At 46.7% G+C, this 9,022-nt stretch carries 12 protein-coding genes; 6 read left to right on the top strand and 6 right to left on the bottom strand.

Annotated features, from left to right (window positions below; genetic code table 11):
- Both QMD03_08475 and QMD03_08470 read left to right on the top strand, forming a co-directional pair.
- Positions 1–825, top strand: an 825-nt coding sequence (locus QMD03_08475; GenBank protein ID MDI6777251.1) for an acyl-CoA dehydrogenase family protein, incomplete at its 5' end; no start/stop codon positions are given.
- 39 nt (positions 826–864) lie between these two features.
- Entirely contained in the window at positions 865–2,013 is a 1,149-nt protein-coding gene (locus QMD03_08470; GenBank protein MDI6777250.1) for an acyl-CoA dehydrogenase family protein, read from the top strand.
- A gap of 180 nt (positions 2,014–2,193) precedes the next feature.
- Here the strand turns inward: QMD03_08470 and QMD03_08465 are convergent, their stop codons facing one another.
- The 6 genes from QMD03_08465 to QMD03_08440 all read right to left on the bottom strand — a co-directional run bounded on the left by QMD03_08465 (position 2,194) and on the right by QMD03_08440 (position 5,761).
- Positions 2,194–2,493 carry a hypothetical protein gene (locus QMD03_08465; GenBank protein ID MDI6777249.1) on the bottom strand — a complete coding sequence of 100 codons (300 nt, stop codon included), beginning with the start codon at positions 2,491–2,493 and terminating at the stop codon, positions 2,194–2,196.
- 216 nt (positions 2,494–2,709) lie between these two features.
- Positions 2,710–3,630: an NAD-dependent epimerase/dehydratase family protein gene (locus QMD03_08460; protein MDI6777248.1), complete on the bottom strand. Its 921-nt coding sequence runs from the start codon at positions 3,628–3,630 to the stop codon at positions 2,710–2,712.
- A 14-nt stretch (positions 3,631–3,644) separates the two neighbouring features.
- Positions 3,645–4,574, bottom strand: a complete 930-nt coding sequence (locus QMD03_08455; protein ID MDI6777247.1) for a DUF4037 domain-containing protein — start codon at positions 4,572–4,574, stop codon at positions 3,645–3,647.
- A 20-nt stretch (positions 4,575–4,594) separates the two neighbouring features.
- Positions 4,595–5,137, bottom strand: a complete 543-nt coding sequence (locus QMD03_08450; protein ID MDI6777246.1) for a tetratricopeptide repeat protein — start codon at positions 5,135–5,137, stop codon at positions 4,595–4,597.
- Positions 5,138–5,246: 109 nt separating this feature from the next.
- Positions 5,247–5,462 (bottom strand): DUF2283 domain-containing protein, encoded by a 216-nt coding sequence (locus QMD03_08445; GenBank protein MDI6777245.1) that lies wholly within the window; start codon positions 5,460–5,462, stop codon positions 5,247–5,249.
- Positions 5,450–5,761: a hypothetical protein gene (locus QMD03_08440; protein ID MDI6777244.1), complete on the bottom strand. Its 312-nt coding sequence runs from the start codon at positions 5,759–5,761 to the stop codon at positions 5,450–5,452. Before QMD03_08440 ends, QMD03_08445 begins: the two co-directional genes overlap by 13 nt.
- A gap of 620 nt (positions 5,762–6,381) precedes the next feature.
- Between QMD03_08440 and QMD03_08435 the strand changes: the two genes are divergently transcribed.
- From QMD03_08435 to QMD03_08420, 4 genes are all read left to right on the top strand, one after another.
- Positions 6,382–6,885, top strand: coding sequence for an exodeoxyribonuclease III (locus QMD03_08435; GenBank protein MDI6777243.1), 504 nt, complete (start codon positions 6,382–6,384; stop codon positions 6,883–6,885).
- Positions 6,878–7,429 (top strand): GAF domain-containing protein, encoded by a 552-nt coding sequence (locus tag QMD03_08430; GenBank protein ID MDI6777242.1) that lies wholly within the window; start codon positions 6,878–6,880, stop codon positions 7,427–7,429. The genes QMD03_08435 and QMD03_08430 overlap by 8 nt, the downstream gene beginning before the upstream one ends.
- Before the next feature lie 32 nt (positions 7,430–7,461).
- Positions 7,462–8,727: a hypothetical protein gene (locus QMD03_08425; protein MDI6777241.1), complete on the top strand. Its 1,266-nt coding sequence runs from the start codon at positions 7,462–7,464 to the stop codon at positions 8,725–8,727.
- A gap of 17 nt (positions 8,728–8,744) precedes the next feature.
- The coding region (locus QMD03_08420; protein ID MDI6777240.1) for a zinc ribbon domain-containing protein at positions 8,745–9,022 on the top strand (278 nt) is incomplete at its 3' end.

The raw sequence follows: 9,022 nt of genomic DNA, 5'->3' as shown, positions 1-9,022 counted from the left end.
AAGAGGCTCGAGGAGGGGACACAGGCATGTTCCTTTGCCCTGACAGAGCCGAATTACGGTTCTGATGCCGCCTCTCTTCAGACAAGGGCTGTCCTGGATGGAGATCATTATATGATAAACGGCACAAAGGTCTTCATCACGACCGGTGAGATAGCGGAATTACACCTTGTTTTTGTAAGGACCGGGGGAGAAAAGGCAAAAGGGATCAGCGTGATGATGGTAGATAAAGACACTCCTGGTTTTCGTGTAGGAAAAAAGGAAAACAAAATGGGATTCAGAGGAACAGGAACGGTTGAGCTGATCTTTGAGGATGTAAAGGCACCCAGAGATAATCTTATCGGGGAGGTGAACAAAGGCTGGAGTCTCCTCACCGGTGTAGCTAATATGATGCGTGCCTGGGGAGCAGGGTGTACGGCCCTGGGGAATGCCGAGGGGGCGCTGGAGTACGTCATAGAGTACAGTAAGCAGAGGGTCCAGTTTGGCAAACCTATCGCCGCTTTCCAGGGCATCCAGTTTATGCTGGCCGACATGGCGATGGAGATAGAGGCCGCCAAGTCCCTGATATACAGGACAGCCTACCTTATGGATACAAATGGGGCAAGTTTCAATGAAATTGAGTCTCTGGTTTGTATGTCCAAGTGTTATGCCGCCGATGTGGGGATGAAGGTAACCACAGATGCCGTTCAAATCATGGGTGGCTATGGATATACAAAGGATTTCCCCATCGAGAGAAGGATGCGGGACGCAAAGTCTGTCCAGATTTATGATGGGAGTAATCAGATACAGAGGGTGGTCATTGCCAGGAATATGATCGGCAGATTATAAACAGAAAAGCGTTCGCGCAGGACAGGCAGGAGACAGACTATGGACATGGAACTTTCGGAAGAACAGCGAATGATCAAGGAAACGGTCCGGCGTTTCCTTGATAAAGAAATCCGGCCTTTAGTTGATGAGTATGAGAAATCGGGCCGGCCCGTCCCCAAGGAACTGGTAAAGAAGCTTATCCCCTTTGGTTATCTGGGGGGGCTGCTACCCGAGGAGGCGGGGGGAGCGGGGCTGAGTTATACCACCTACTTTCTGATGATTGAAGGGTTATCGAGGGTATGGCCGTCTCTGCGTGCCGTGGTCAGCATTTCAAACTCCGTCTTAACCCACATCCATGATTATGGAACGGAGGCGCAGCGGGAGAGATTTATGCCGTCGCTTTTGTGCGGTGAATCAATAGGTTTCTTTGCTCTCACAGAGCCTAATGTAGGTTCCGATGCCTCGAGTATCGAGATGAGAGCGGTCTTTACCGACGGCAGGTGGATTCTAAATGGCACTAAAATGCTTATCACCAACGGCGTCGAGGGTGATATTGGTATTGTCATTGCCCAGACCGATAAGTCTAAGGGAATAAATGGGACTGCCGCTTTCCTCGTGGAAAGGATGATGGGTTATAAGGCAAGGCCGATAGAGAAAATGGGGTTGGTCTGTAGCCCCCTGGCTGAATTGATTTTTGAGGACTGTGAGGTGCCCCAGGAAAACCTGCTCGGTAAGGTAGGGGATGGTCTGCGGCAGGGTTTGAAGTTCTTAAACAGCGCCCGGGCGATGGTGGCTTTTATTGCCGCGGGGGTTGCCCAGGCATGCGTTGATGCCGCCGTCGAATACGCCAAGAACCGAGTCCAGTTTGGTAAACCAATAGGGGCCTTTCAGCTTATCCAGGCCAAGATCAGTGACATGGTCACCCTTACCAGCGCGATGAGACTGTTAGGATTTCAGGCCAGTGACCTTCTCGACAAAGGTAAACCCTGTAGAAGGGAGGCGTCAATGGCGAAGCTTTTTGCCACGGAAAATGTATTGAAAATAGCGGAAGAAGCTCTGCAGATACATGGAGGATATGGATATACGAAAGAATTTCCTGTGGAACGTTACTATCGGGATATTCGTTACTTTACCATAGCCGAAGGAACGAATGAGATCCAGCGGTTAATGATTGCCCGTGACGTCCTGGGAATTTCCGCTTTTAATTGAGTTGTCTCTGATCTCCGCCTTTAGGTAACAGTTCAAAGACCTTCTTCACGAAGTCAATTTTCAGTTTTTCAAAGGTCTCAGTTCACGGGGATCAGTCAACAGGGGTTTGATAAGAAGTCCACAAAACCCAAACAGGGGGGATCTATAAAATTATGTTCTAACCAGGGCGAGATAAGGTAATTACCCCGCACTCTTAGAAACAGTAGCACAAGACTTAACAAAGTCCACTGCAAAAACCAAAATAAATAAAGAACCCAGAATTGCAGGGACAATATATACTTGCTTATAATTTAAGCCTTGCCACCAATAACCGAATACCGGGGAACCTAACCATGCACCGATCCATCCGATGCCGACTTTGCAGAAATAAGACCACCATCCCGGTATAACGTAATACTTAAAGATGAAATGTAATATCCCAGAGACAACAATACTAATAACCAATAAAATGAGAAAGCTAATGAAATCCATTCCTATCATTTTAAAACCCTCCTTTCATTTACATTTAGAATATCCCCCCTGTTTTTCGCCACTTTAGCACCACGAGAATTTTAATACCATAAATACTATTTTTTATCTACTTTTTTATCGTGGAATGGGAAATGCTTCTAATAAGTAACTCTGGTTTGATTCCTCTATTATTTTTCCGTAAAGAAATATAAGATTGTCCTTCACCTCTCCGCTTGCCTGATAGCTTTAAGCGTTCTTTTGCTTATAGTATTCGTACGTTTGTCTCATCCCTTCCTTAAAAGGGGTGTACTGAAGACCAAGTACCTGCTGGATTAAGGCCCCCGAGTAAATCAGATGTTTGTCCAGGGGAAAGGGCAATGGAATTCGCTGCTGATCAATAGTTGCGATACTCTCAGTCCTGACGGAAATCCTTTTTCCCGTAATTTCTTTTAACACCTCTACAAACCTGCGATACGAGACCAGATCGCCGGCAGAGAGATTAAATGCCTTATCGAAAACCTTTTCGTTTTCCAGGCAGGCAATGATGATCTTTGCCACGTCCCAGACCGACACAAACTGGAAGAGGGCAAGTTCATTATCCGGCAGGACGATGGTCTTATCTTGATGGATCATGTCAAAAAACCAGCTCTCTCTCGGTGCATAGTTGTACTTGCCGTAGATGATCGCCGGACGGAGACAGGTGTAATGACACTTGCGTTGCCGGCATTGTTTCATGAGCTCTAATTCCCCCAGCCACTTGTTAAAGGCATAATTAGCCATCTGCGGTCCCAGCTCCGGTTGCGGTCCTGTCAGCTTGGGACTATCTTCCATAACAGGCAATTGCAGGGTATCCTTGTAGATGGACGTGGTGCTGATGTAGATATACTGTTTAAATGAACCTTCCGGTAAGACCGAGATTAGATTTTTAATATCTCGTGGTTCATAGGCACAGAAGTCAACTATGGCAAGCCGGTCAAGAGAGGGAAGTTTATGGCGTAACCCATCGCCGTCATTTCTATCACAGACGATCTCATGCATGCCTTCCATATTCAGGGGTACGTTACCTCTGTTTACAACATAGATGGAGTAACCGGCTTTTTTCACCAGTTCTTCGACAAAGACCCTCCCCACAAAATAGCTGCCACCTATAATGAGTATATTTCTCATAGAAGACCCCCCTCTTATCCTACCCAGACATTTCTTTCCCTTAACTGCTTATCTTTTATTTTACTTTGGATCTGCGGCCCATGATCAAGGAGAAAACTGCTTTCTGCATCCGATAGTCCCTGGTTTCTGAGTTCATCAATAATGCGGAGACAGATATCCTCAACAATGCTGATTTTTTCTTCATAATCGTTTGAGATGACAATATCCGTTATCCTGGCATGAATCAACTCCCCCAGGAGAGGGAGCTCTTTGAGGGCCCGATGCATCCATTTGTAGAAGGGGGTGTATCTTTTGTTCAGAAGGAAGATTAAGGAGATCACATCGGCACAGAATTTGGTTTCTGCGTACTGGGCGGCGAAGTATTCTTTTCGCTGTACACACCGTTTGAAATTGTACTGCCCCGACTGGGCTATGGTCATGCAGCGGGAAGCAATTTTTTTGAGCCGCACATCTTCCGGGTAGAATGCCAGCAGGGCATCTCTCCAGCGCGTAAATTCACCGAGCGGATCATGAAAAACCTTTCCATCTGTGCAGGCAGACAGACAATCCTCAGGGATGAAGAGCCACTGATTAAGATCAGCGGGAATACAGTTGACACTGATAAAATTACTATAAAACCTGGATATCTCGAAAGCTCCTACTCTGCCCGTTCCCCATTCACTCATCTGTCGGGGACCGTAACCGCCGAAGGTCTGGGGAAGCTTTGACAATGCATCATTAAGGGCATTACCTATAGCCTGGAAATCCTCTTCTATCAACCACAGGCAGAAACCGGGGCCCCAGTCGTGATCCTGGGAAATTTCGTCATCAAAACCAAGACATTCAGAGCCGTCACCCACCAGCCCGGCGGCTATCCGGTCAGCATAGGGGGCAAACTTCTCTTTGAGCATGGGAACCCCACAGGCCAGATAATAACTTTCCGCAAGTTCCAAACCTTTCATCATTAAAATTCCCTTTTTGGTTTTTACCTGCACCTCAGATTCTCAATGTTTTTTCTGGTAAGGTAGGCCCGTTTCGACTCGCCTATCTGCTCATATAGGGGTAATGCCTTCTCAAACCATTCAACGGCCTGTAACGGTTTATTAGTCATGGCATAGATATAACCTATATTTGTCATCTGGTTGGCGATACTGCAGGTTTCTGAAAGCTCCTCGTATAGAGAAAGAGAATCCTGGTAGTGTCCAAGTGAAGCGTCATATTCTTCTTTATCCCTATGCACAGATCCGATGTTTTGCAGTTGGTCAGCCATACCAAGTTTATCGTTAGTTGCTTCAAAGATACTCTTGGCTTCTTTAAAGCATTTCAGGGCATCATCCCATTCGCACCGCTGAACATGGATGTGGCCCATATTGTTGAGCACCCTTGCCTGGGCATCCCTGTCACCCATATCCTTCAGAAGTTCTAAAGCGGCACGATAGTGTTTCAGGGCATTTTCAGGATTACCCTGTTCTGATAGTGAGTGAGCTGTTTTATATAGCGAGTTCGCTTCATCGTATTTTTGGCTCAATTGCCCCTCCTCTTTTCAGAATGGTAACAACATACGAACTTGGTCATTTCGCCTAACGTTCAAGTGCAAACAAAACCTTGCGGTTTGGGCGTGAGCCGTTTGCACTGTGTTAGGCGACGTGTTTCTTCAGTTCAATCGATAGAGGTCTTTGCTTTTTTAACGCACTGACTTTCAATATGGAAAATCCAATAACATTTCCTTCATTATCTACTTTTTCCATCACTGCGTCATTTTCTGTCTCTTTGAAATACCCTGTCTTTCGTTCAAAGAGAACTTCAAGATAATCCCCTTCTTTGTCATACCAAACTTTTATTACTTCTCCCATAACACATCTCCTTTTTTGATAGCGTCCGTAAAATATGCCGTCAGTATAAAAACACCGTCAACCTTGACCTTCACGACAACACACATATATTTCTCACCAATAGGAGTCATCAGGTAATGGCGATAAAAAAGTTCCGCTTCTGAATCGGTCTTCGATCTGACAACAATCTCCGGCTGTGATAACGTTTCTGCAACCTTGTCAATTTGACCAGCCATTTCTGGATGATCATTTTCAAAATGTTCAAGGCGCTCATCAGTAAGACGCACATTCCTATCATATAAATCCTTGAACCATCTCATTTTATGATACCAATCCTTTAAACCTTTTCTGAAGAAACATGTCGCCTAACGGTTCCAGCATATACGACGTCCTTCTCCTCGCCCAAGTTCTCGCACTTCTATGTTCACATAAAAAGGAAAAATTACCAAACATGCACAAGTGATTATAAATACTGTGGCAATCACTTTTCTCGCCATTTGACTGCCTATTAATCTGCGATACATACCCAATATCATTTTCCAGTGTAGGATGATATGAAGCACTAACAATCCAAGTAAGATACAACCAAGAATAAGATGAATCGTTCCCCACTCGTGCCGGTCCATACCAAATAAGAATAGATCTACATTTCTGCCATATTTTACCCACCTTTCTTTGCCTGGAATCAAAACAAATTTCATTAGAAACCCTATCCCTATAATTGCTATCATACAAATGGACATCAAGGCGGCAATTATGAAGTTGAATTTTGACCTATCCATTATAGCCTATCCCCTCCTTCCCTTTAGTTTCCCGAACGTCAATCAAAGATTACAAGACAAAGGACTTGAATGTTAATCAATACCATGATATTTTTTTAAAAATCAAGCCCATAATCCATACTGCCATTGCCAGTTACCGGCGATGAAAGGATAATGCATTGGCAGTCTTTAAGATCGCCACTTACAATGTGAACTCTATACGTTCCCGTCTCCATATAGTTGTTTCGTGGCTGGAGAAGAATCGTCCGGATGTATTCTGCTTGCAGGAAACCAAAGTGAATGACGACAGATTTCCCGCGGGGGAGTTTGAGGGGATTGGTTATCACGTTGTTTTTAAGGGGAAAACGCAATACAATGGCGTGGCCGTGGCGTCCCTTGTAAAGCCGGAAGAGGTCTCTTTCGGCCTTGATGACGGCGGCCCGAGAGATGAAGACCGCCTGATCAGGGGGGTATTTTCGGATATTCCTGTGATAAATGCCTATGTTCCCCGGTCCGTGGAAAGGGGGCTGGGTTGGCGGGTAGATCATATCCTGGCCACGTCGCCCCTTGCTGACCGTTCGCTTAACTGCATCATCGTCATGGATGCAAGACGTGCCGAAAAACCGTCTGACCATACTATCTTAGTTGCTGAATTCGACAAGGGGGAGGAAGGAAATGAATGAAGAGATCCTAAAGATAGTAAAAAAGAACGAAGAGATCGCCAGGAAATTTTCCAAGATCGAAACGAAAATATCGTCGGCCTCCAGCGCAAGCGAGCTTTTTGAAGCGCTTCTCCCGGGGATCGAAGAAGAGTTTGAGATTTCTTTTGTCTGGCTTTCCCTTGTAGCCAACGGTAAGGGCCTGCCTCGAATAAAGAGAGAGGTGTCGAGCCTGGTTGAGACGCTGTATTCTTCCGAGATATTTAAGGATCGTTTGAACATTATAGAACAGGCAGTGTTCCTCGATCTTATTGCCCATGATACAATGCCTGTCCTTGCCAACGGTGATCTGAAACCCTTTTATAAGCTCTTTCCCCAGAGCAAGAAATTTTTAATCAAATCCCTTGCCATAGCCCCCCTCACCCTTGATGGCGATATTATCGGCAGTTTAAACCATGGTGATTTTTCCAGGTTGCGGTACCAGCCAGGGATGGATACGAGCCTGCTCAAGCGACTGGCCACGAAGGTTTCCTCCTGTCTGTCAAACATCATGGCCCGTGAGAGATAAGAATTCACTTTTTAAGTACGGAGGATTTTAATATGAAAAGGCGGAGAAAATTGGGAAGAGGAGTAGCAGTGGTGGGAGTCGGCATGACTCCGTTTAACGTGTACAAGGATAAAGATTCAAAGGATCTGTTCGTGGAGGCTTTTAAAGAAATGCTTGCCTCTGTGGACAAAGGAGTTGACCCGAAGGATATAGATGCCCTCTATCTGGGGAACTTTACCAGCGATTTCTTTGTACATCAGGCCCATTGGGGTCCAATAATCTCGGATATTTTAGGGCTGTCGCCGATACCCGCAACGAGGACTGAAGGCGCCTGCGCCTCAAGCGCCCTTGCCTTCCGGGAGGGCGTCTTTGCCGTCGCCTCCGGATTCTATGACATTGTGCTGGTCGGTGGCGTGGAAGAGATGTCAAAGCGGACAACAGAAGAGGTTGCCGAGGGTTTGGGTCTGGCCCTTGCGCCATACGAAATGCAGGTCGGTTTTACCTTCCCCGCTGTTTTTGGGGCGTTGGCCACGGCCTATTTCGCCAGGTATGGAGCTTCTCGTGAACATCTCATGAATGTTACGATAAAAAGCCATAATAATGCGCCGTTAAACCCGAGGGCGCAGTTCAAACTCACCATTGCCGATCTTATGAACCAGAAGAGGGAAAGTGCGAAGAAAAAGGGTGAACCTTTGCCAATATGGAGAGATGAAAAGGATTTTCTCCGGGACCCAAAGGCAAACCCCCCGGTGGCCTGGCCGATGAACCTCTACGACTGTTGTCCCATAAGTGATGGGGCAAGCTGTGCCCTGCTTGTGGCGGAAGATATCGCCAGGGATTTTACCGACGATCCCCTGTATGTCGTGGGATTGGGACAGGGAAGCGGCAAAGGACTGCATGCCGCCAGAGATTTAACCTGTTTTGAAGCCACAAGGCATGCCGCGAAGGAGGCTTATGAGATGTCGGGACTGAAACCGGGGGATATCCAGTTCGCCGAAGTCCACGATTGTTTCAGCATTGCGGAAATCATCCACATGGAAGACCTCGGATTTTTCAAGCCCGGCGAGGCGTACAAGGCAGTGGAAAGCGGTCTGACAAGACTGGATGGCCCGATTCCGATCAATACTTCCGGGGGATTGAAGTGTAAAGGTCACCCCGTGGGAGCTACCGGTGTCGCCCAATTGGAAGAGCTTTGGGAGCAGTTGAGAGGTAAAGCGGGAAAGAGACAGATTCCCAATAAGAATCTGAGGATTGGCGGCGCCCACAACCTGGGAGGAACAGGGGGCACCTGCACATTCACGATTCTCGAGAGAAGATAATCAGGAGGTAAAGACCTATGGAGAATAGAGCTTTTAGTGACGTATCGTATAAACAGTTTCTTAACGAAGATAAACTGATGGGCTGTAAGTGCAAGGGTTGCGGCGCCCTTTATCTCCCTCCCCGCCCCATTTGCATAGAATGTTACTCTTCGGAGATGGAATGGGTGGAAATGAAGGGCAAGGGGAAATTGGCTGCCTTTACCGCCATCCATGTTGGCCCCCCTTCGATGGTAGCAGAGGGTTTCAACAGGAAGAATCCTTACTGTGTCGGTGTTGTGGAGTTTGAAGAGGGGGT

It is taken from the genome of Syntrophales bacterium (genome assembly GCA_030018935.1).
GTDB lineage: Bacteria > Desulfobacterota > Syntrophia > Syntrophales > CG2-30-49-12 > CG2-30-49-12.
Note: the sequence above shows the minus strand (reverse complement) of the source record. Positions and strands in the feature narration are given on the sequence as shown.